At 41.9% G+C, this 24,157-nt stretch carries 11 protein-coding genes; all 11 read left to right on the forward strand.

The window, feature by feature from the left end; translation table 11 throughout:
- The 11 genes from DCO56_RS17045 to DCO56_RS17095 all read left to right on the forward strand — a co-directional run bounded on the left by DCO56_RS17045 (window position 1) and on the right by DCO56_RS17095 (window position 24,153).
- Window positions 1–1,506, forward strand: a complete 1,506-nt coding sequence (locus DCO56_RS17045) for a RagB/SusD family nutrient uptake outer membrane protein (protein WP_108634947.1) — start codon at window positions 1–3, stop codon at window positions 1,504–1,506.
- A 285-nt stretch (window positions 1,507–1,791) separates the two neighbouring features.
- Window positions 1,792–4,923: a SusC/RagA family TonB-linked outer membrane protein gene (locus tag DCO56_RS17050; protein ID WP_219929409.1), complete on the forward strand. Its 3,132-nt coding sequence runs from the start codon at window positions 1,792–1,794 to the stop codon at window positions 4,921–4,923.
- 33 nt (window positions 4,924–4,956) lie between these two features.
- Window positions 4,957–7,035, forward strand: coding sequence for a RagB/SusD family nutrient uptake outer membrane protein (locus DCO56_RS17055; RefSeq protein WP_108634948.1), 2,079 nt, complete (start codon window positions 4,957–4,959; stop codon window positions 7,033–7,035).
- Between the two features lie 221 nt (window positions 7,036–7,256).
- Window positions 7,257–8,318 carry a glycoside hydrolase family protein gene (locus DCO56_RS17060; protein ID WP_108634949.1) on the forward strand — a complete coding sequence of 354 codons (1,062 nt, stop codon included), beginning with the start codon at window positions 7,257–7,259 and terminating at the stop codon, window positions 8,316–8,318.
- Between the two features lie 135 nt (window positions 8,319–8,453).
- Window positions 8,454–9,854, forward strand: coding sequence for a glycoside hydrolase family 28 protein (locus tag DCO56_RS17065; RefSeq protein WP_108634950.1), 1,401 nt, complete (start codon window positions 8,454–8,456; stop codon window positions 9,852–9,854).
- A gap of 157 nt (window positions 9,855–10,011) precedes the next feature.
- Window positions 10,012–13,599, forward strand: coding sequence for a DUF4450 domain-containing protein (locus DCO56_RS17070; RefSeq protein ID WP_108634951.1), 3,588 nt, complete (start codon window positions 10,012–10,014; stop codon window positions 13,597–13,599).
- A 32-nt stretch (window positions 13,600–13,631) separates the two neighbouring features.
- On the forward strand, window positions 13,632–15,788 hold the full coding sequence (locus DCO56_RS17075) for a glycoside hydrolase family 65 protein (protein ID WP_245935859.1): 2,157 nt from the start codon (window positions 13,632–13,634) through the stop codon (window positions 15,786–15,788).
- A 3-nt stretch (window positions 15,789–15,791) separates the two neighbouring features.
- Window positions 15,792–16,925, forward strand: coding sequence for a glycoside hydrolase family 88/105 protein (locus tag DCO56_RS17080; RefSeq protein ID WP_108634952.1), 1,134 nt, complete (start codon window positions 15,792–15,794; stop codon window positions 16,923–16,925).
- A 215-nt stretch (window positions 16,926–17,140) separates the two neighbouring features.
- On the forward strand, window positions 17,141–18,592 hold the full coding sequence (locus DCO56_RS17085; protein ID WP_245935860.1) for a hypothetical protein: 1,452 nt from the start codon (window positions 17,141–17,143) through the stop codon (window positions 18,590–18,592).
- 77 nt (window positions 18,593–18,669) lie between these two features.
- Window positions 18,670–20,868 (forward strand): fasciclin domain-containing protein, encoded by a 2,199-nt coding sequence (locus DCO56_RS17090; protein WP_108634953.1) that lies wholly within the window; start codon window positions 18,670–18,672, stop codon window positions 20,866–20,868.
- A gap of 45 nt (window positions 20,869–20,913) precedes the next feature.
- Entirely contained in the window at window positions 20,914–24,153 is a 3,240-nt protein-coding gene (locus tag DCO56_RS17095; protein WP_108634954.1) for a SusC/RagA family TonB-linked outer membrane protein, read from the forward strand.
- Window positions 24,154–24,157: the final 4 nt, after the last annotated feature.

Below are 24,157 nucleotides of genomic sequence, written 5' to 3' on the forward strand. Positions count from 1 at the left end.
ATGAAAAAATTGAGTATATTTTTGTTGATCGCAGGTCTATTGGGATCTTGCAAAATGGATCTGGACCAGCAACCAATTTCGAATGCAACTTCAGATACGTACTTTAAGACAGCGAACGATTTTATTCAAGGATTGAATGCCATCTATAACAGTACGCGAGGATATCCTGATCGTCTGATGAATCTTTCCGAGACACGATCGGATAACCTGTACGCGGTATCCGATGGCGGTGTACGTGATTGGGAAGGAATCAACAGTTTTCATAAAACGATTGCCAGTAATCCCTATGTAATTGAAGCTTGGCAAACAAATTTCAATGGTATATTTCGGGTAAACAATTATTTGGAGCAACTTTCGTCGAATGGGACTACAGCCATCACGGATGAAAGTCTTCGCAATAGAATGGAAGGCGAGGCTCGGTTTCTACGTGCATTTTTTTATTTTGATTTGATTCGATACTTTGGAAAGGTGCCACTGATCGACAAAGTTGTATCCGCCAGCCAAGCTAAAAATATTGGGCGGAGCAATGTCGAGGAGTTATATGCATTGATTATTGAAGATCTGAACAAGGCTATTAATGCGCTTCCTGCCCCCAGTGCGTATGCGGTGACAGATAAAGGACGTGTCAATAAATATGCTGCAAAAATGCTGCTGGGATTGGTTTATATGACGCGATCAGGACCTGACTTAGGCATTGATGGGGCTGGGTTGAATAGCAATGAATGGGCGAAAGCCTCGGAGCAATTTAACGATGTGATCACAAGTAATGAATTTAGTTTGTTGGCCAGCTACAATAGTATTTTTGATTATGGTAATGAGCGCAACAAGGAAGTGATCTTTAATATTGAATATTCGAGCGGTGCTAATCCTGTTGTTGGGGCAACCTTTCCTTGGGTACTTGTACCGGACAATTGGTTCAATTCACTCGGGCTAGCCACACAAGGGGGCTTGACGATTAGACCAGTATCTGAAGACTTGCTTAAACAGTATGATGCAGGCGATGGCAGGAAAACGTTCAGTATTCAGCAAGGATATACCTATGGTAACGTTGTTGAGACAAGATCTTTCGTAAAAAAATTTGTTGATTTAACTAAAGTACCAGCAAATCGAATGGATTGGCCCATCAATTACATTGTGTTTCGTTATACAGATCTATTGCTATTAAAAGCGGAATGTGTATTGAATGGTGCTTCTGGTTCTACAACGACGGATGTGGATGCGGTTGTTAATCAAATTCGAAAACGCGCTGGATTGACAACAGCGCTAACCAATGTAACTAAATCTCAGCTGATGGACGAACGGAGACGGGAGTTTATCGGTGAGGGAACACGCTGGTTTGATCTGATACGTAGCGGAACAGTCGAATCTGTTATGAAGGCTTGGATCACGAAGGACGATGTAGCAAAACAAATGTCTGCTTTTCAAGTAAACTATGTGTTATACCCAGTACCACAATCTGAGCTCGACAATAGCCCGGGCTTGTATACCCAGAATCCGGGATATTGATATTTTAATGAATTGCATCGCCCTTAGTATTTAAGGGCGATTTTTTTATTTTTGGCGCCAGCCAATGACAGGATTGAACAGGATGGTTATTATAAATCATCCTGTTATTTTTAGCCATCATTATAAGCCTGAGAGAAATCTTGATAATCTTTTTAAGTCAACCTGCCTATTAAAAAATAGGTAAAGATCATACAGCTTTTTCATTAGCTCGCTATAATGAAAATTGATTTTCACTACTGAAGGTCAACAAGGGAAAAAATAAAATAATACCTAAATAATACTTTAATGATAAACTATTTAACAATTAGGTTTGATCATCATGTAAAGAGGTACACTTTTTTGCTGTTTATGGCAATGCTGTGCACCTTGAATTTATTTGCTCAAACCACTAGGACTGGAAAGGTAAATGATGAAAAGGGTTTGCCTATCCCAGGTGTGACCGTACAGGTGAAAGGAAAAGCCATGACGGCAAAAACCAATGCCGACGGTTCATTTACGATCAATGCAGCTTCATCTGATGCATTGACATTCAGAAGTCTTGGTTATGAACCCAAAGAAGTTTCCGTTGGTAGTCAAAATAATTTCAGTATTGTCTTGACACAGAAGGTGGATGTCATGGATGAAGTGGTTGTGGTTGGTTATGGCACGATGAAAAAGAAAGATGTGACGGGCTCGATTGCCAGTGTGGGAGAAAAAGAGCTCAAAGCGATGCCGGTTAAAGATGCATTGCAGGCGATGCAAGGTAAAGTTGCGGGTGTGGATATTACATCGAATCAACGGCCAGGTACAACAGGTAGTATAAAAGTTAGGGGAGTCCGATCCATTAATGCAGATCAAAATCCGCTATATGTAATTGATGGAATGGTCATACAATCGGGCGGGATCGATAATATTAATCCAAGTGACATCGAAACTATTGATATTCTAAAAGATGCCTCCGCAACAGCCGTATACGGATCCAGAGGAGCCAATGGTGTGGTATTGGTCACAACCAAACAAGGAAAAAAAGGGCGTTTGCTATTAAATTATGCGGGTACAGCAACATTTGAAAAGATGTACGATGTAACGGAATATATGGATGCTGCGGAGTGGTTGGACTATGCGCGTTTGGCAAATTTCGGCACCACAACACCTGACTATAAAACAGATTACGAGAAATGGGGGAAAGTTCCGGCTTCATGGGCTAATATTGCCAAAGGTTGGACTAACAATAATACGGTTTGGGATCCAAGTCTTGTCGGGAATTACGATTGGGCGGATGCAGGACGAAAAAATGCCTTGTCTACAGAACATACTTTAAGCATATCTGGGGGTGGGGAGAATTCGAAAGGTTATGGTTCATTTGGTTATCTCAAGCAGGATGCAACACAACCGGGACAAAAATTTAATCGATATACTTCAAAAGTAAGTTTTGAGGCGACTCCGACGAAGTGGTTTACGATGGGGGCCTCATTAAATGCTTTTTTCTCCGATCAAGACTATGGATATAATTTTTCTAAATCCGTAACTGGTGCTGGTGATTATTACTCAGCTTTACGTAGTATGTTGCCATGGTCAGTACCTTTCGATGAAAACGGGAACTACCTTCGTAATCCCGCGGCAGGAGAAGTAAATATTATCAATCCAATAAACGAGTTGACAAATAATACCAATCAACGTCAGACTTTCGGTGCTAATGGTAGTTTCTTTAGTCAATTGGATTTTGGACAGATTTATGCGCCATTGAAAGGGTTGAGATATCGGATACAGTTTGGTCCTGAGTTTAGATATTACCGTTTGGGTTTGGCGAATGCGGCCGCAGGAATTAATGGTGACGGAAATAATGCTGTGACTTACTCGACTAATAGGAATCTTGCTTGGACCTTGGACAATTTAATTTACTACGATCGGGACTTTGGAACAGATCACCATCTAGGCATTACATTATTGCAAAGTTCGTCGAAAAGGAATCTTGAAATTAGTGAAATGAAAGCGACTAATGTCTATAGTGCAAGAGAATTATGGTATAATATCAATTCTGGTGGTCTCGCTGGCAATTGGAAAACGGGGCTAGAAGAAGTTCAGATGGAATCTTATATGGCCCGTGCTAATTATAGCTATAAAGACCGTTATATGTTAACTGCCTTTGTGCGTTGGGATGGATCTTCGGTATTGGCTCCAGGACACCAGTGGAGTTCATTTCCTTCGGTAGCGGCTTCATGGCGCATTGACCAAGAAGATTTTATGAAAGATGCTCAATTTATCAACACCTTAAAATTACGTTTGGGAGCTGGTGTCGTAGGTAATGCTGCAATTGGTGCCTATGGTACAAAGGGCGGATTGACGCAAAATTTTTATAATTGGAATGCAAACAATTCGAGTTCGGGGTATGTGGCATCAGATCCTTCTGCAGCGAATCCACAGAAAATGGCCAATCCTGAGTTGGGTTGGGAACGTACCACACAGTATAATGTAGGGGTTGATTATGGTTTTTTTAATAATCGGATAAATGGTGCTTTGGACTTCTTTAAGACAAAAACGAACGATTTATTGTTCGCAATGACTTTAAATCCAGTAACAGGCTATCCGAGTACTTGGGCCAATGTCGGGAAAACCTCCGGTTGGGGAATAGATTTTCAATTGAACACAGTCAATATTAAAAATGACGACTTTCAGTGGAATACAACCTTAACCTGGTCAATGGATAGAAATAAAATTTTGCAATTGAATAACGGACGGACAGAAGATGCTGATAATAGGTTGTTTGTTGGTCAGCAAATTTCTGTACCCTACGATTATGTTTACGATGGTATTTGGAAAACCTCGGAACTGGACGAAGCTACAAAATACGGTGCCAGTCCTGGACAGATTCGTGTAAAGGATATCAGTGGTCCAGATGGTGTACCTGACGGAAAAATAGACCCAACTTATGATCGGCAGATTTTGGGATCTTATCGCCCGAAATGGTCCGGTGGTATTATGAACACTTTTACCTATAAGAATTTTGATTTATCGTTCTTTATTTTCTCCCGTTGGGGGCAAATGATCAATGCCGGGGCAGAAAATCTAGGTGGGCGTTTTATGATGCGTAAATTGGATTATTTTATCCCTGGCGTGAATGAAGACGCGGAGTATTATCAACCTGGCTTGAATGGTATTGATGTTGCAGACCCGAAGAACTCTTCCATGAATTACCGTGACGGATCATTTATTAAGTTGCGGAACGTGAGTTTGGGTTATAATTTTCCAAGAGCAAAATTAGAAAGACTTGGTATCAGTAATTTTAAAGTCTATGCGCAGGTCATGAACCCGGCAATGTTGTATTCAAAAGTAGATTTCTTGGATCCGGATCTATCAAGTTACAATAATAATACGACACAAGCAGGCTCATCTATTACCATAAGAGGAGCGGTAATCGGAGTCAATATCGGTTTTTAGAGAACCTAAAGTTTAACGTATAAATTCATTTTAATGAAAAATTATAAAATATTAATTGCTTGCATCTTTGGTGCTGCTGGATTGCTGGTATTGAATGGATGTAGCAAAGACTTTTTAAAAGAGGATCAAATTACTATCCCGGATACGGAATATTTTAAAACGCAGGCAGGGTTGGATGATCTGGCGACCGGAGTTTACTCGAAGCTGAAGTTTAAATACAACTATACCTGGGGTATGGCCTTGTTCAATTTGGGTGCAGACGAATTTACAGATGCAAATAATCCTTCCCCAAGTTTCAACAGCTATAGTGCGGATCTAAATTCTATGGAATCAACCTATGGTGGCGGAAATATTAAGCCGGTATTTGACAATATGTATAGCGGTATCGAATCGGCCAATACACTGATTCAGAATGTACCGTTGTATTATGATAAATCCAACGCCAACTACAATACACGTCTAGGCGAAGGATACTTTATGCGAGGCTATTTCTATCTGCAACTAATTGTACAGTTTGGTGGAGTTCCACTCAAATTGACACCAACGACAAAAGTAGAATCCTATTTCACGCGAGCTTCGGAAGATGCCTGTTTTGCACAAGCCATTTCGGATCTGGAACAAGCTTATACGCTGTTGCCTACTTCGGTTACACAATTTGGACGTGTCACCAAATCTGCTGCGGCACACTACATAGCTAAAGCAAGATTGACTCGCGCGAGTGAGTTATACGCTTCCTGGAATTCAAAATATACTGCTGAAGATTTGGATGCGGTTATCAAATACGGAACAGAAGTCGTCGCGGCACATCCCTTAGTTGATGATTATGTCAAATTATGGGATTATCAAAAGGCGAATAGTGCCAACGAAAAGGTTTCGGAGGTTGTTCTGTCGGCACAATTCTCAGACGACCAGGCAACATGGGGACGTTATGGAAATCAGATCCACCTTTATTATCCTGCAGTTTATCAAGATTTAGGTGGAACAAGCCGCGATATCTCCGGGGATCGTGAATTCTCCTATGCACGTACCACAAACTATACCTTAGATGTTTTTGATCGTGTCAATGATTCCCGTTTTTGGAAATCCTTTATCACGATGTATGGCGCGAATAATACCGCTAATGCACCTGTATGGACTGCAACTAATGCAGCACTTGGCCCCGAGGGTACTGTTGCTGGAACCAAACGCTTTAAAGGTGGTGAGTTAGGTATTAAATATATTGTCAATAATGCTGGCGATACACGCTATAAAGCTGTAGCGAGTGATGCAACAGGTGTACTTAAAAATGGCGTGATGCAAAATCCGCATACTTTCGTGCGTTACTTCCAAGGAGAACCGCAAGCCTGGGTGGGAAAACATGGAAATAATGGCTACTACGGTGTACAATCACGTTATGTGGCGCTCTCAAAGTTCAGAGATGGCTACAGGCTAAGTATAGCATCTGCCAATGGTACGCGGGATGTGATTATGGCGCGTTCGGCAGAAGATGTATTAATGGTCGCTGAAGCGTATATCCGTAAGGGGGAAGGTCAGTACGCCAATGCAATACAATGGATCAATAAATTACGTAATCGTGCTGGCTATAAAAATGGTGAAGACCGCGCGAAGCATGTAGATGGCGGACAATCCTACAAAAATAATTCGTATGCTGTCGGCAAAGGAGGCGGCTTTTCGGCTGAGGGCGCAATTTATTGGGAGGGAAATTCCTATTATGAATCCAATAACGATATGGCCAAAACAACAGCATCATCCGAATCACAGATGCTGATTAATTCGGTGGCAGATATTTATAATTCAGCAGTTGATGCTCCGATCTACGAGAAATTGGGCGCGTCAAGCAATGCGCAGAAAATGATGGCATTCTTATTGAATGAGCGCACACGCGAACTGTGTGGCGAGCTCTATCGTTGGGAAGATCTAGCCCGTACCAAAACCTTGGAAGCGCGATGGAAAGCCTTCAATGATGGTTATGTTCGTACGGGAGCAGCTTTTAGTCCAAATACACATTACTATCGACCTATTCCGCAATCTTTCTTGGATGCAACGACCAGTGAAAGTGGTGCTGCATTGACACCGGCAGAAAAACAAGCAATGCAAAATCCAGGCTATTAATTTAGTAAATATAATAAACGTGAATCTACCTGTTCTGTACTAGAATGGGTAGTTTTTTTTTGAGGAAACCCTTAGGAGGTTTGTAAATATTGGTTTGCAATCGGTTGCAGGATAGCGCAGGATAGGTGGCTTGACTCGTTTTATTATCTTACAGCTTGATTCGTGTAAATATTACGGATCTGATTAAACCAAATTGTAAATCAACGGAAGGGAATGTTCAAATGGATAGAAGAGTCTTCTTAAAGTCAAATGCATTTTTATGGATGACAACCTTGCTCCCCTTAGGTACATGGGGTCAAAAAGGTAGGATAGAGTCGCCCTATTTCAAATTGAAACCGATCGGTCGTTCATTACAATTAAAGGATTATTTTATTTGGTGTTCATCACCGATTTGGGGCGAGGATGGGAAAGTCCATCTTTTTTATTCGCGTTGGCGAAAGGAAAAAGGAATGGGGGGCTGGATCAAAGGTTCTGAAATAGCCCATGCTATTGCCGATTCTCCCTATGAAGCATTCAAACACAAGGATATTGTTTTACAACCTCGAGAAGGTTTTTGGGACAGCACCACTTGCCATAATCCCTTAATAAAAAAAATAGATGATAGCTATTATTTATTTTATATGGGAAATTCTAATGGAAAGACAGATACGAAAAGGGTAGGTGTGGCAACAGCGAAAAGCTTGGATGGGCCTTGGAAACGGAGTGATCATCCGATCTTATTGCCAGGAGCAGAAGGGGCATGGGATGACCACTGCACCACAAATCCAGCATTTTTAAAAGGGGATGACGGTAAATTTTGGCTTTACTACAAATCTTGGAATACAGCCGAATACCTCCATGATAAAGGTTCTGTCCGGGGAAATCGGAAATATGGGATGGCCAAAGCAGATCACCCTTTGGGGCCATACCTAAAGGTGTCTGAATCTCCAGTGATTGACTTTTCGGACCGCCCTCATAATGCACAGCTCGAAGATGCTTTCGTTTGGAAACAGGATGGACAGTATTGTTTGATCGCAAGGGATATGGGGTTCTATAATCATGAATATGGCCTAATCTTAACATCATCAGATGGGCTGCAATGGTCCGAACCGAAAGCAGCCTATTTAAATTTAGCTGAATATGTCCAGGAACCGCCACCACCGGCAAATTTGAAACGGTTTGGTCGGCTGGAGCGGCCCATGATTTTAATGGATAAAATAACAGATAAACCTCGTTTCCTATTTGGAGCAACCCAAGGTGGGGAAACGGATACTGCTACAACTTTTGTTTTTGAAATATTGTAAAGATCATGTCGCTGTTCAATCGCATTCGTTATAGAAAGCAGCTACAAAAGAGTCGTGATAAGGATTCAATACAAGCTACTCTGTATGGAGTTTGTTAGCTTTAAAACAATTATAACTAGAAACAATGATAAGCCAATGAAAAAGATTTTTAGTATGCTCCTTGCTATTTTTGCATGCGTAGCAAGTCAAGCACAACAGACAACCTGGACCAGTGCACAGCAACCCTTAAAGGAAATTGAACAGCTCAAAAAGGTCATTGTCGCGCCTACATTCAAAAAGAAAGATTATTCCATTGCTGATTTTGGCGCAATTGGAGATGGGAAAACAAAAAATACGGCAGCCTTTAAAGAAGCAATTGAAACGTGCAATAAGCGCGGCGGGGGACGGGTAGTTGTTCCCAAAGGTGTGTATTTGACCGGTGCAATTTATTTGAAAAGCAATGTCAATCTTCATATTAGCGAAGGGGCAACTGTACTCTTTAGTCAGGATAGTGCTGATTATCCGATGGTCTTCACGCGTTGGGAAGGCATGGAATGTATCAATTTTTCTCCCTTTATCTATGCGTATAAAGAAGAAAATATTGCGATTACAGGAAAAGGATTGCTGGATGGAAATGCCGATAATGATCATTGGTGGTACTGGTGCGGTGCCCGTAAATATGGCTGGCACGAAGGCCGTCCTGGCGAACAAAAGCCTGCTCGGGCAATTTTGCATCAGCAGATGGCCCAAGAGATGGCCCCGAATAAAAGGGTATTTGGCGATGGACATTTTCTTCGTCCCAATTTTGTGCAACCTTATCTCTGCAAAAATGTCTGGATTGCTGATGTGAAGCTAATTAATTCGCCCATGTGGAATCTGAATCCTGTTTTATGCGAAAATGTGTTGATCGAGGGTGTAAAGGTGGTTAGCCATGGACCTAATAATGATGGTTGTGACCCTGAGGCAAGTAAAAATGTATGGATCAGAAATTGTTATTTTGATACGGGCGACGACTGCATCGCCATTAAGTCGGGGCGAGATGAAGATGGGCGCAATATTGGTCGACCCGCTGAGAATCATATCATCGAAAATTGTGAAATGAAGGATGGACATGGCGGCGTCGTCATCGGTAGCGAAATTGCAGGCGGAGCCAAAAATATCTACGCACTTAACAATGTGATGGATAGTCCAAATTTGGATCGGGCGCTACGCATAAAAACCAGTTCCAGCCGGGGTGGTATTATTGAAAATGTGTTTTTTTATAACACGGAAGTGGGACAATATAAAGAAGCAGCTGTACGATTCAATATGTTTTATGAAAAACCCGGAAAACACATCCCAACAATCCGTAATATCTGGGTCGAAAATCTTCACGTAAAAAGTGGTGGAAAATATGCTGTGCTCTCCACAGCGTACGAATCTTCGCCTGTAACTGATTTTACAATGGTCAATTGTAAGATTAATGGGGTAAAAGAAGCATTTAAAGTGGATTACCTCAAGAATGTCTCTTTAAAGAATGTTATTGTCAATGGAAAAGAGCTAAAGTCTTTTGATTGATATGAAATAATCGCTGTTTAGCATGAAGAATTGCGGCGGATTACGAAGGAGCATGAGCGTCATTAAAACTGCAGAGGACCGCAATAAACGCTTTAATGGGACAATAAATTCATGGATAACAAACTGAGCATAGCGAGCTCATGAAATAATTATTGATATGACACGAAGGAGCTTGATTCTTTTCTGTTTTTTAGCCGGTATTGTATTACAGGAGACAGCTGCCCAATCTAAACATTGGCAACATAATGACCGTGTATTGCATTATACGGAAGATCAAGGAGATTTCCTGCTGGTCAATGGACGATATCGATTTAATCGCGCGCTTTATGGTAATAACTTGGCATCCCGTGTTGAAGCTGGCGATTTACCTGAATTTGCACTCTATATGCCAGGGATGGCAGGAAATCTGCAATTTGTCCTCGGGAATAAACAAATACGTAAAAAATTAATCAATGCCGATCATATTGAGACAAGATATCGGCCCGGAGCCATGCATTATCGTATCAAAGATGCTCTACTGGGGAAGGGCTATATCGATATCGTTGTCATGGCGCAGGCTGATGCCGAAGGAATGATCGTAAAACTACAGGGCATAGACATTGGACCCGAAGTACAGCTCTATGCTGTTTATGGTGGTGCCAGCGGAAAAACCTTTAGCAGAAATGGAGACATAGGAGCAGACCCAGAATCTGGATTTTACCTTCTTCCTGCCTATTGCGAAAATAATCGCTATACACTGGAGAAAAATCGTTTTGAACTAAGTTATCAAAATAAGAAAAATGAACCGCAGTTTATTCAGGGTAGCTTTTCTGGACTATCAACACTGTGGATGTCAGATGCTACTGTTTTGGATGATCTCTCGAATCTAACCAAGGTAAAAAGCACTGGCAGCCCTATCCTCGTGGGGCAATATAATCTGACTAAAAAGCCATGTTATATTCAAATCGCCAAGGGTAAGCTTGCGGCTGCAAAATTTTCTGAAAGTTCCTTGGTAAAGGCCTTTGAACAAGCAGAGCAAAAAAGGGTTTCCTTGGCCAGTCGTGTTAAAATAAACACGCCGGATCGATACATCAATAATTTAGGGGCGGCGCTCGCGGTAGCTGCCGACGGTATTTGGGAATCGCCTACTTTTTTGCATGGTGCTGTGGCCTGGCGCATGCGCTTGAATGCCTGGCGAGGAGCTTATACCGCAAATGCATTGGGCTGGCATGACCGAGCGAAAGAGCATTTTTCGAGTTACGCCAAATCGCAGGTGATTGAACCTAATACGGGTCCAGTTGTGATGGATACGACCCTGCATTTGGCACGGCATCTGGAAAAGATGGGAACATCGATGTTTTCCAATGGCTATATTTCTAGAAATCCCAATAATAACAAAGTACCGCATCATTACGACATGAATTTGGTCTTTATCGACCAACTATTGTCGCATTTTAATTATACAGGAGATATTGCCTATCTCAAACAAATGTGGCCCACACTGACCCGGCATCTCCATTGGGAAAAACGCAATTTTGATCGGGACAATGATGGCTTATACGATGCCTATTGCGCGATCTGGGCCAGTGATGGATTGCAATATTCCGGTGGGGCCGTTACGCATACTAGCGCTTATATGTACCGGGCCAATCAAATGATGGTCAAACTAGCACAGCTAATAGGGGCAGATGCTAGACCCTATCAACAAGAAGCCGATAAGATTAAAAAGGCGCTAAAAGACCGACTTTGGTTGAAAGAAAAGGGATATTTTGCGGAGTTTCAAGATGCGTTGGGAAATAAACTGGTACACGAAAACCCAGGATTATGGACCATTTACCATGCCGCGGACGCCGCTATGCTGGATGATTTTGAAAGCTACCAAAACCTTCAATATGTAACCAATTATTTGCCAAAGATTCCTATTCGTGTCAAAGGACAGGAACAACAAGACCTGTATACATTGCCCACGACGACATGGCAGCCCTATACTTGGTCAATCAATAATGTTGCTTTGGCTGAGAATCTGCAAACGGCACTAGCCTACTGGCAAGCTGGTCGGGCGGAGGATGCCTACCAACTCTGGAAAAGCAACCTCATGGAAAGTATGTACCATGGGATCAGTCCAGCCAATTTTCAGCAGCTCTCGCATTATGATGCATTTCGGGGTGAATTGTACCGTGATTTTGCTGATCCTATTGGTGTTGCATCCCGCACCTTAGTTGAAGGATTATTTGGCGTGCATCCACGTCTATTGGATAAACAGTTGTTTATAAAACCAGGTTTTCCAGCGACATGGGATTTTGCACAGATCGAACTGCCTGAATGGAGTTACGCCTATAAAAAAGAGAAGGCAGCCCTTACATTTCAGATAAAAACGCGTTATGCGATGCCTGTAAAACTTACCTTGGAGGTCCCCATAGATTTTACACAAGTGCGTGCTGTTAAAGTCAATGGAAAGGAGGTCAAATGGTCGCTAATATCTTCCGCTATTAATAAGCCCTATGTTGTCATTGAATCTGAAGCTGATCGGAATTTCGACGTCGCAATATTAGGTGAAGGTAAACTCGAAAAGATAGATACCAAAAATGTGGAGCATGCATTCACCGAACCATGGTCATTCCCCTTAGGGACGCATACAACGTTATTGGATTGTTATGACCCACAGGGGATGATCCAAAAGCGAGCGGATGACAAATTCTCTTTTGTCCAGCAAGAGCGTTTAGGAACTTTCTTTGTGAAGCTCCAGCAAGATGATATGGTTTGGTGGCAAGCGGTCGATATGCGTTTATTACCGCCGTTAAAAGCAACAATTGTAAAAAAACAGGCGAATTATGAGCTAGTCGTGGAAAACCGTTCAGGTCAGCCGCAACACCTAAAGATTGAGCATAGCAATTTTCAGACGACCTTAAACTTAAAATCCAAAGAGATAAAAGAACTTGCGCTTCCCATCACTATCTTTTCGAAAGGAACAAATAGCCTTTATCTGAATGGGGAAAATTATCATCAAAAGGTCGATTATGTGGATTGGACCATGCATGATAACCCAAGTTTTTTGGAACAAAACTTATCAAGCTATTACAATGCACGTTTGACGGACATCTTTCAGCAGAAATATCTTTCGCCAAGGCCAGAAGGTCCTACCCTGCAGCTGCCTTGGCAAGGGATAGGCAACTGGTGTTATCCGTTGACTATGGCGAATATCGATGATTCAGGAATCATGGAACGAAACAAGCAGGATAGTTTAAAATACTTAGGTATCCCGTTCAAGATAAACAGTGATACCAAAAACGTGGTCTTTGTCAGCCAATGGGACAACTATCCAACAAGTGTCACGATACCTTTGGAAGGTCAGGCCAGCAAAATGTATCTGCTGGTCGCCGGTTCTACAAATCCCATGCAATCCCAATTTGTAAACGCTAAGATTAAGGTCAATTACAAAGATGGAACCTCCGATACGCTTGATTTGGTTAACCCCATAAATTGGTGGCCGATAGAACAAGACTATCTGGATGATAACTATGCCTTTGAAATCCCGGACGAGCGAGTTCCTTATCGAATCAGTTTGCAATCAGGAGCACTTTATAAAGGCGGGACCTGGAAACATTATACGGAAATCAAGGGATATAGTAATCGTGCCATTGATGGCGGAGCTGCGACCCTATTGGACCTACCATTGAATAGGAAAAAAAAGTTGCAATCGTTGGAGCTGATAGCCGTGGCAAATGATGCGGTCATTGGTCTGATAAGCCTCACTTTGATGCGGTAGATGAAATCAATACTTATAACTAATTTATACGGATGAAAAAGAAATTTTGCGTTATTTTCATAAGCCTTGCAAGCGTATTTTTTCCGATGTTGATCAAAGCACAACAAGGAACAAAAATTAATCGTCAAAGCGTCGTCAAAAGACATAATGTATTTAACCAAACCATGGATACATTAGCCTCGCTCACGGTAGGGAATGGTACCTTCGCCTACACCGTTGATGCTACGGGTATGCAGACATTCCCTGTATACTATAAAAATGGGGTATCATTAGGAACACAATCTGAATGGGGCTGGGACTCATTTCCCAATACAGAAAACTATACATTCGAAGAAACATTGAAGTCCTATGATTTTAACAATGAAGGACGAGATGCGAAGTATAGTATTCAGTTGAAAGAGCCCGAGCGCAACGTCCGGGCGGTAAATTATTTTAGAGAGAATAAGCATCGTTTGCAGCTGGGCAATGTTGGTTTGGAGCTTTATCTGAAAAATGGGCAACGGGCGACTGTAAAAGATATTGAGGGCATTCGACAAGAATTAGATCTTTGGACGGGTATTATTACGAGTGAGTTTCGTGTTGAGGGTGAGCCAGTTGTTGTGAAAACAGCGTCGCATCAAGGAAGTGATCGGATAGCTGTCCATGTCGTTTCCCCATTGATCGCAGCGCAAAGACTTAATGTATTTGTACACTATCCTTATCCAAGTGGGAAATTTTTGGATGAAGGTACCCATTATGGTCAAGTAGACAGCCATAGCACGTCGATTGTAGCTGAATCGACAAGATCTGCGGTTATCAATCATCAGCTGCAGGGAACAGATTATTTTACGAAACTGGATTATTCCCAAGGAACGATAAAAAATACAGATCCACACTATTTCGTGTACCGACCAGCAGCGGGACTCCATGAATTTGATTTTTCATTTGCATTCGCTGCCACAGATAAATTTGATCATGATGTCCCTAGCTATGCGGATGCAGCACGTGAAAGTACAGCATCCTGGAAACATTTTTGGGAAAGCGGTGCAGCGGTTGACTTTGCAGGAAGCACAGACCCTCGGGCCAATGAATTAGAAAGGCGGGTAGTGCTTTCCCAATATCTGACAAAAGTCCAATGTGGTGGAAGTAACCCACCACAAGAGACAGGACTTACTTTTAATAGTTGGTATGGTAAACCGCACACAGAAATGCATTGGTGGCATGCTGTCCATTTCGCACTCTGGGGGCGCCCTGAGATTATGGAAAAAACACTTGACTATTATTTTCGGACTTTTGAAAAAGCCAGAGAACTAGCGAAAAGGCAAGGCTATCAAGGAGTGCGGTGGATTAAGATGTCTGACAACGAAGGCAATGAAAGCCCTTCATCAGTTGCTGCATTTTTAGTTTGGCAGCAGCCACATATTATCTATATGACGGAATTGGCATACAGAGATAAAAAGAACTTGGCTGTCTTAAAGAAATACAAGGATCTGGTTTTCGCAACAGCTGATTTTATGGCTGACTTTGCACATTACGATAAGACTACTGGTCGATATAATGTCGGTAAAGGTGTCATCCCGGCTCAAGAAGTTTTTAAAGCTTCTGAAACAATGAATCCTACTTACGAGGTCGCTTATTGGGATTGGGCACTTCGCATCGCCCAAGAATGGAAGGAACGTCTGGGCGAACCCAGGGTGGCAAAATGGGATCAGGTTATTGAAAAATTGGCTCCCTTACCAAGTAAGGACAACGTCTACTTAGCCACCGAAACCGCTCCCGATTCGTATACCTACGAGCGTTGGATGACTGATCATCCTGCAGTATTAGGGGCATTGGGAATGGTGCCCGAATCACCTAAGCTAAATAAAGAGGTGATGAAAAATACATTGGATGTCGTTTTGGAGAAATGGCATTGGGAAAAAACTTGGGGATGGGATTTCCCCATGACGGCTATGAATGCTGCTCGTCTGAATCTTCCTAATAAGGCGCTGGATGCATTATTTATGAATATCCAAACCAATACTTACCTCAAAAATGGGCATAATTATCAGGATGGACGCCTTCGGATCTATTTGCCGGGCAATGGAGGGGTATTGACGACCGTGGCGATGATGCTGGAAGGTTGGGATGCATCCACAGGTGATTTACCTGGCTTTCCGAAAGACGGCTCCTGGGTTATAAAAAAAGAAGGATTTAAAAAGATGCCTTAATATATGATGAAGAAAATATTATTACTACTGCTTTTGGGCTGTGGAACAGGAGTGACGATTGCCCAGGATTTACCAGCTAAGTCTACGATTGTCCGTGAGTTGCGTTCTGCTAATGACTATTTTATGAAGAAATGGCCAGATCCAGTCAAAACCATTATTACAAATAAAGAAAGACCGGCCAATATCTGGACCCGCGGTGTGTATTATGAAGGACTCATGGCATTTTATAAAATCGATAATCAAAAACGCTATTATGATTATGCGGTAGAATGGGCCGAAAAGCATCAGTGGAAACCCGTCCGCGGTGAAGTGTATACGCGACATGCAGACAATCAAAACTGTGGAATGACCTATATTGATTTATATCGTATTGATCCCAAACCTGAACGTTTGGCAGCGATTAAAGCAAATATAGATGCTGTCATTAACAGTGGACGATATGATGACTGGACCTGGATAGATGCCATTCAAATGGCGATGCCGATCTTTGTCAAACTGGGCGTAACGTTAAATGATACCAAATATTTTGACTATATGTATAAGATGTACAGTCATATTAAATATCAGGAAGGTGGACATGGTCTCTTTAATCCGAAAGATAACCTGTGGTGGCGCGATAAGGATTTTATACCGCCCTATGCCGAACCTAATGGTGAAGACTGTTATTGGGCACGCGGAAATGGCTGGGTCCTCGCTGCTTTGGCTTTGGTGCTTCAGGAATTACCGAAGACAGATGCACATTACATGGAATATCTGGATGATTTCCAAAAATTAGCGAAAGCATTGCTCCCCTTGCAAAGAACTGATGGTTTTTGGAATGTAAGTTTGCATGACCCAAATCATTTTGGCGGAAAAGAAACTTCAGGTACGGCGTTATTTGTGTATGGAATGACCTGGGGGATAAATAATGGGCATCTAGCAAAAACGGACTTTTTGCCAGCAGTAGCAAAAGGTTGGAATGCAATCTCAAAGGAATCATTACAACCAAATGGTTTCTTAGGATACGTGCAATCTACAGGAAAAGAGCCGAAGGATGGACAACCGGTCACTGTTGACAAAGTACCGGATTTTGAAGACTACGGGCTCGGCTGTTTTCTATTGGCAGGCACTGAAATATATAAACTTGCGAAAAAATAGACTCATGGCTATCCAACTCTTTGGGTAGCCTTGTTTTTTACAAAAGGTTGGTCTACAAACCAAAGGAAAGACAAAGATACCGTGGTGTCTTTTTGACATACAACAGTACAGTGCAGGATGATGAAACCGGTTGCATTGTGTAATATTGTGTAAACCAATATATAACAATTATAAACCCTAAAGCCAGCACTGGTTGGCTTGAAAATCTCATCATTATGAAAAGACAGTGTCTATTTTCTTTTGGCGCTTTGGCTATGATTCTTCTTTCTTGTTCCAAAGATGCACTTGTTTCCAGATTGGAATGGATTGAATGGGCTGAAAATAATGCTACAACTGACGGCGGAAGGCTACTCGCTTTTCCTGGGGCAGAAGGCTTTGGCCGTTTTGCTGCCGGGGCTAGGGGAGCAGCAACACCAAGTGTCTATTTTGTAACAAATCTGGATGACAGCGGTCCAGGCTCGTTTCGCGATGCGGTAAGCAAGCCTGGGCGTTTTGTATTGTTCAATGTATCCGGTATCATTAAATTAAAATCTAATCTAGCCGTTGCCGCAAACACCACCATCGCCGGACATACGGCGCCAGGCGATGGTGTGGTCCTATATGGAAGGAAAGTTTCTTTTTCTGGCTCAAATGGGACGATTGCACGCTTCGTTAGGATCAGGCTCGGCGCAAATGCCGGGGCCGGGAAAAGTGATGATGCATCCGGTATTGCCAACGGAAAAAATATCATGCTCGACCATATGTCTTTTACCTGGGGACTGGATGAGGTGTTCTCCATAAACTGGGATAACAAAGGTAACGAGCCAGATAGTATTACCATCCAGAATTCAATCATTGGGCAGGGGCTACATCGTCATAATCACTCTGCCGGCGGCTTGATACAGACTGGAGGGAAGATATCTATTATCAAATCACTTTATCATAGCAACAAGACTAGAAATCCGAAAGTGAAAGGCATTAATGAATTTGTCAATAATGTAGTTTATAACTTTGGCAATGCCAATACAACCTATCCCGATCATGCCATATCTGCAGATGCTTACATTCTTGGTGGTGAATCCTCCGGAGAGTCTAATGTGACCATCTTAAATAATTATTTTGTGGGCGGTCCGTCAACCCCAAAGACAAAAGGAACCCCATTTTCTAGAGGAAACGGCAACTTTAATCTCTATCAGTCGGGAAATTATTTTGATAATAATCAGAACGGAAAGCTGGACGGAGAATTAATCGAAGCTACAGCGGCCTGGTACCCGGGGCTAGCTGCAGATAATTTTAAAACAGCCGACTTCTACGAGACCTACCCCACCTTGAGGCCCAAAATGAGCGCTAAAAAAGCGTATGCCTACCTGATTGATCATGTCGGTGCCACCTTGCCCCAAAGAGATCAGGTTGATGCTTTTTTAATTCAGGAATTACAGAGCAAAGGCACACTCGGATTTTATACCTATCGCGAATCGGATCTTCCTTTGGACAATGGCGGGTTGGGCAGATTTGAATCTGCCGATCTACCGATGGATTCGGATGGAGATGGAATACCTGACGAATGGGAAGTAAAGTTAAAGCTTGACACAAATAATAGTGCTGATGCCTTGCAGTCAAGTAAGCATCCTTTGTTCAAGGGCTATTTAAATATTGAAGCTTATTTGATCTTGTTAGCGCAAAAATGAGATAGTTTAACGTGCTATCATTAACCACAATTATAAACCAATGCCAGTAATAATAACTTGGCACATTTAAATTTTTTATGAAAAGACTATTCATCTATTTTATTGGTGTCAGTTTAGCCTGTTCGTATTCCTGTTCCAAAAAGGAACTTGTCTCGCACTATGAGAGACCAGATTGGCTGAAAGGCAACGTTTGGGAGGTTTTGGACAATCGGAAAGAATTCTCCATTTTTTTAAAAGGTGTCGAACGTGCTGGTTTTAAAGAAATATTGAATGGCAAGACAATCGTGTCCGTCTTTGCGCCTAGCGATCCAGTGTTTTTGAACTATCTGAAGGACAGAAACCTGACCTCAATAGAACAGATCCCTATCAACGAATTGAAAAAGATTATCGGTTATCATCTTATTTATTATTCCTATGATAAGAGTCGACTGATGAATTATCAACCACAAGGGAGCCAAAATGTACAACCTGCTTTTGCGGGTCTGTATTATAAGCATCGTACCAGGAGTCAGGATTCTATCAGTGAAGAAATTGATGCAACAGACGGAAAGTTGAAAAAAGTATATCATAAGGACCGGTTTGTGCCCATTCTTTCGACAACACATTTTCAAACGAAAGGAATTGATGCGAAGCAGAATTATGAATATTTTTTCGGATCAGAAAGTTGGTCTGGAGAAAATGGTTTTAATGTCTCGAATGCCGGAATTACGGAATATGATATTCCAGCGGATAATGGTTATGTGTATGTGGTCGATCAGGTAATTGCTCCCTTACCAACCATTTATGAACGTTTGGCTCAAAGTGCAACCTACAAGGATTTTTTGTCTGTTTATGATCGTTTTCGAAACTATACATATGATGAACAAGCGAGTATAAACTATGCGGCGGCAGGAGACTCCTTATTTTTAGTTAACTATGGTGCCTTACCCGCAATTGCTTCAGAATGGTCGTATAACGGTGAATCAGGTATCCCAGACTACGCCAATCTCGGAGATCTTTCTTATAAAGCTTTTAATGTATTTGCGCCCAACAATCAAGCTTTGTCTACTTTCTTTAGTCAATATTTTAAAGCCTATTACCCTTCCATGAAAGATGTGGACATGTTGCCTTTGGCCATGATGCTACGAAACCATGTATATGCGGGAAACGTGGTCTTTCCTGCTGAAATCGGTAAAAATCCAGATATTAAAACAGTCGATGGAATTCCTATTGTTTTCAATACACAATCGGATGTGGGAGATAAAGCAATCGCCTCCAATGGAACATTTTATGGTTTAAATAAAGTCTTAATTCCCGAAGCTTTTAATAGTGTAACGGGACCGGTGATGGTCAATCCGAAATATAAAATTTTTATGTATATGCTGTATAACTCTGGCATGTATAAAACGTTGTCGAGTAGAGATATACGTTACACGCTGCTGATTCCGTCCGATGAAGAAATTCTAAATACACTTTATGGCGATAGCTATATCTTCTGGAATGAAGGTAGTCCTTTGATCTTTGGAGATGAAGAGGTGCAGATTCAAAATAACGATGGCGTTAAAGTAGCCATGTCGCAACGTCAACAGGAACTGTTTGTTTCCGAACATATTGTGTATGATGATATCACCAATTTGGCGGGTACCAAAGTGTACCGGACCCGAAATCCATATAACTATATATTTACGAAAGATGGAAGCATGTATTCGACAGCTAGCTATAATAGCAATGAGGCAGTATCCGTGATGCCAATCGCGGGAAATTGGTATAATGGAAAGAGTTTCGAAGCAGCTCAAACTTTGTTGGGAGAAACGCGAACGATCAAGTTTACGTTGATCGGCGCTGAAGCCAGTAGCAACCCCCTAAATAAATACGCAGAATTCTCGAAGTTATTGGCGAAAGCAGGTATGATTGATGCAGGTAGTTCGCTTTCCTTTCTTTTTGGTAATCGCTTTATACTGTTCGCACCAGACAACGCTACCGTTTTGTCAGGTATCGCCGCAGGTCTCATTCCAACAGATAAAACAGCCCTGACGGAATATCTCAAATCCTATTTTGTTTCTATTGCTGACAATTCTCTTGGCGATTATCCTTTTCCGGGTTTTGGCATCCAAGGAACCTGGAATACGACACGAAGAACAGGTTATAACGTTTATCGGCAGCTTACCTTAGTGGATCAGGGGACAAACTTGCGCCTGAAAGATTCGGATGGGACGAGCATTCCGATCGTAGAATATCTGCCACAAGTATTTAATGATGGGGCTGTCTATCATATTAATAAACTTTTAAAGCCATAGGCATGATTTCATTCGCATTGATTTCATTACCATAAACTAAAATTCATGAAGCTAAATATATTTTTAATGATTACCTGCATTGCTTTTGTGCTACCCGTTTTTGGCCAACCGGCAAAAGTCTTGACAGGTAGTGTTCAAAGTGTGCAAAACGCGCCTTTGGCAGGGGCTTCCGTTTATATCGAAAACAAGGATAATCGGAGTCTGATGGGCGCTTCAACAGATAATTTAGGCCAATTCACCATCGCCGTCCCCTCCGGTGAAGGGCTGACTATTGTCGTTGCCTGTATCGGTTACAAAACAACAAAAATACCATTTAAGGGACAAGGCAGTGTGATCATCAAACTCGTTAAAGATGATCGGGTGATGGACGAAGTAGTGATTACGAAAGAGAAAGCCAATACTAAAAACAATATGGGGATCAGCTACCGTAATCAGGTTTCGGCGACGGAACGCTTTGATATGAAGGAATTGGAAGCTTTACCTTTTGCATCTATTGAAAGCGGGTTACAAGGTAGGCTAGCCAACGTTGATATCGTATCCAGTGCAGATCCTGGAGCAAGAAGTTCAATACGTATTAGGGGTACATCTTCATTGAATGGTAATTCCGAACCGTTGATTGTGGTTGATGGAGTTCCCTATCCAACATCCATAGGCAGTGATTTCAACTTCTCTACTGCAAATGACGAGGATTTTGGCGGTTTGGTCAATATTTCTCCTAACGATATTGAGTCAATTGAGGTGCTGAAGGACGCAGCGGCCACTGCTATTTGGGGATCCAAAGGAGCAAATGGTGTCTTACTCTTTACGACTAAAAAAGGGCGGAAAGGTAAAACCCAATTTGCATTGTCCAGCAAATTGGATGTTAAGCGCGAAGCAGAAACCATTCCTATGTTAAATGGAGGGCAGTATGTTGCGATGGTGCAAGACGCCGTTTGGAATTCAGTGAATGACCTCGGATATAGTGCCGCACTACCCTACCTCAACTTACTCTATAATACTAACGAAATCAAATATGATCCGTCATGGGTTTATTTTAATGAGTATAATCAAAATACCAATTGGCTTGACCAGGTAACCCAGGTGGGACATTTCGAAGATAATTCGCTTTCGATTAGTGGCGGAGGAGATAAAGCTACCTATAGGCTGTCACTCGGCTTCTTAAATGATGTCGGAACAACCAAAGGGACCAAGCTGAATCGTTATAATTCACTGTTGAGCCTCAATTATAAATTTTCCAATAAATTTAATATCAATGCCGACATGTCCTATTCCATTAGCGATCGGAAGAATTTTTGGACGGGTGAAGATGTAAGTACGCCAAGAGGTATGGCAATGACGAAAATGCCAAATATGAGTCCTTACGTCATCGGGGAGGATGGCCAATATACAGATCAATATTTTACGCCTAGGATAAACTTTCAGGGTTCATTTGGAGATAACCAAATGTTCAATCCGGTAGCCATGGTGAATGAATCAATCAATAATACTGTCGGCGAGCAGGCAAGAGTCGTCTTTCGAGGGATCTATAATATTATTCCAGCGCTTCAATATATTGGTACAGTTGGATTTGATACCAGGTCAACGAAAAATCGAAAATATTTGCCGCAGGCTGTTACCGGAGTTATCTGGACCGATCCGTTCTTCAATAGGGGATCGGATATGCTGTCAGATGAGTTATACCTAAACACCGAGAATAAATTTATATTCAATAAAAAGATAAAAGAGCATAGCATTGTTGCTACGGGCTTATTACAGACAAATGAAGCACGAAAGTTTAGCTATGCCAGTGAGACATCAGGAAACGCATCATCATCTTTAAGTGATCCAACCGCCGGCGGCGCCGTCGTGAATATGGGGTCGGGAAATTCTAAAACACGGAATATCGGTGCGATTTCCAGTTTGCATTACGCATATAAGGATCGTTATATCGTCAGTGGTACATACCGTTGGGAGGCCAACTCCAGTCTCTCGGCACAACATCGCTGGAAAGGGTTTCCCTCAATTGGCGCTGCCTGGCACCTCGGTGACGAAGAATTTATTAAAAAACTAGGTCTTGTCAGTACCGCGAAACTTCGCTTTAGCTGGGGGAAAAGTGGAAATGCCCCTTCGGGCGCTTTCACTTATTTGGGCACGTTTCAGCCGATCACTCCAGGTTATATTGATATGACTGCTGTGGGACCAGTATCCATTCAATTGGATAATCTTAAATGGGAGACGATAACTCAAACTGATTTTGGTGTCGATCTCTCTTTCTTTAAAAATAGACTTCAATTTACGGGTGAGCTATATAATCGGGTTACAACGGACCTCCTACAAAAGGACGTGACATTACCTTCATCCACGGGCTTTGGTAAAATGAGGTATTACAATTCAGGGAAATTAGCCAATAAAGGTTGGGAATTGATTTTCAATGCCGAGGCTATCCGCTCCAAAGATTTTGGTCTCTCCATTAATGCGAATGTATCACGCAATAGAAATGAAGTTATTGTACTACCGGATAATATGCAATTTGAGAACTACAACTTCGGAAACGGTAAATACGCCCATAAAATTATTGAAGGAAATCCCGTTGGCTCATTTTATGGCTACCATTATCTCGGTGTTTATCAGAACGAACAAGATACCTATGCAAAAGATTTAGATGGTCAGGTCATTCATGATTTACAGGGACAGCCCGTATTTATGATGAATGGTAACAGGCGGGTATTTGCCGGCGACGCCAAATACCAGGATATCGATGGTAATGGTCTGATCAATCAATATGACATTGTTTATTTAGGAAATGCAATGCCTTTATTTACGATGGGCGGGGGAATAAATGTGCGCTACAAAGCATTTGCGCTAAGTACTTTTTTACACGGTAGGTTTGGCCAGAAAGTAGTCAATCAGGTACGGATCAATACGGAGAATATGTATGGAACAGCTAATCAAAGTACTGCAGTACTTGGACGATGGCGCCAGGAGGGAGATGTTACTGATATACCGAGAGCGCTATACGGTGAAGGTTATAATTACCTGGGATCGGACCGCTTTGTAGAAGACGCGTCTTTTGTGAGATTAAAAATGATCTCTTTAAAATATGCGCTTCCTAAAAAAGTAATAGAGCGGTGGGGGTTGACACGGTGTGAAATATTTACCACAGTTCAGGATGTATTTACATGGACCAATTATTCCGGACAAGATCCAGAAGTTTCCCTATCAAGTAATATCTATATGTTAAGCCAGGATAATGCAAGCACGCCCCGTCCAAGACGTTTCGCTTTGGGGGTAAATGTAAATTTTTAAAAAG

Source organism: Sphingobacterium athyrii (assembly GCF_003071065.1).
Taxonomy (GTDB): Bacteria; Bacteroidota; Bacteroidia; order Sphingobacteriales; family Sphingobacteriaceae; genus Sphingobacterium; species Sphingobacterium athyrii.